Annotated in this window: 1 protein-coding gene and 1 pseudogene; one reads left to right on the top strand and one right to left on the bottom strand. The window is 68.3% G+C overall.

Annotated elements, in window-relative coordinates; all coding sequences use genetic code 11:
• Nucleotides 1–272 (top strand): annotated as a pseudogene (locus D471_RS34000) (PLP-dependent aminotransferase family protein); the annotation flags it as partial.
• Between the two features lie 87 nt (nt 273–359).
• On the opposite strand, the gene D471_RS0111630 reads toward D471_RS34000, so the two are convergent.
• Complete coding sequence (locus tag D471_RS0111630; protein WP_017598778.1) at nt 360–971, bottom strand: superoxide dismutase; 612 nt, start codon at nt 969–971, stop codon at nt 360–362.
• Between the last annotated feature and the right edge of the window lie 171 nt (nt 972–1,142).

Genomic DNA, 1,142 nt, shown 5'->3' with positions numbered 1-1,142 from the left:
GGCGGCCCGCCGGGGGAGCGGCCCTGTGGGTGCGCCTGCCCGGGGTCAACGCCCGTGAGTTCGCCCAGGTCGCACTCTCCCACGACGTCGAACTCGTCCCCGGTCACATGATGTCCGCCGGCGGTGAGGACCGCTTCTCCGAGTACTTCCGCCTGCCCTTCGCCTACGACGAGGCCACCAGCGAGGAGCTGGTCTGGCGGCTCGGCCGGGCCTGGCGGGAACTCGACCGCCACGGGCCCGTGGTCGATGACCCGGTCCGCCTCGTGGTCTGAGACGCCCGGGAACGGAGCGGGGGCGGCACCCCCGACCGGGATGTGCCGCCCCCCACTTCGCCCGTCCCGGGCAACGTCGCGTGCGTTCTAGAACGCGACCTCGCGGGCCTTGGTGAAGCGCTCCTGGACGTCGGCCCAGTTGACGACGTTCCAGAAGGCCTTGACGTAGTCCGCCTTCACGTTCTTGTACTGGAGGTAGAAGGCGTGCTCCCACATGTCCAGCATCAGCAGCGGGGTGGTGCTGTGCGGGATGTTGGCCTGCTGGTCGTACAGCTGCTCGATGATGAGGCGCTGGCCCAGGGGCTCCCAGGCCAGGATCGCCCAGCCCGAGCCCTGGATGCTGTTGGCGGCGGCGCCGAAGTGGGCGCGGAAGGCGTCGAAGGAGCCGAACTGGTCGTCGATCGCGGCGCCCAGTTCGCCCTCGGGCTTGTCGCCACCGTTCGGGGACAGGTTCTGCCAGAACACCGAGTGGTTGACGTGCCCGCCCAGGTGGAAGGCGAGGTTCTTCTCCAGCATGGGGATGGTGCCGAAGTTACCGGACTCCCGGGCCTCCGCCATCTGCTCCAGCGCGGTGTTCGCACCGGCCACGTAGGCGGCGTGGTGCTTGGAGTGGTGGAGCTCCATGATCTGGCCCGAGATCCACGGCTCCAGGGCCGTGTAGTCGTAGGACAGCTCGGGCAGCGAGTATGGCGCAGACATCTCTGACGCACCTTTCCAATGACGCGATTCGTCGTGTTCACCAGCGATGGGATCGCTAGGCAGCAAGCTATCAGCCAGGGCGCCGGGGACCCGATGTCGCACTGTTTACACACCGGGTCGGGAATAACCCGGACCTGGCCGGGGATCGGCGGCCCGTCGTCACCGACCGTG

Origin of the sequence: Nocardiopsis lucentensis DSM 44048, from assembly GCF_000341125.1 — a bacterium.
GTDB lineage: Bacteria > Actinomycetota > Actinomycetes > Streptosporangiales > Streptosporangiaceae > Nocardiopsis > Nocardiopsis lucentensis.
This window is presented reverse-complemented; position numbering and strand designations above follow the sequence as displayed.

What these genes read in the sequence shown, in the direction of transcription:
- D471_RS0111630 (WP_017598778.1), bottom strand. Translation starts at nt 971, where the DNA reads ATGTCTGCGCCATACTCGCTGCCCGAGCTGTCCTACGACTACACGGCC.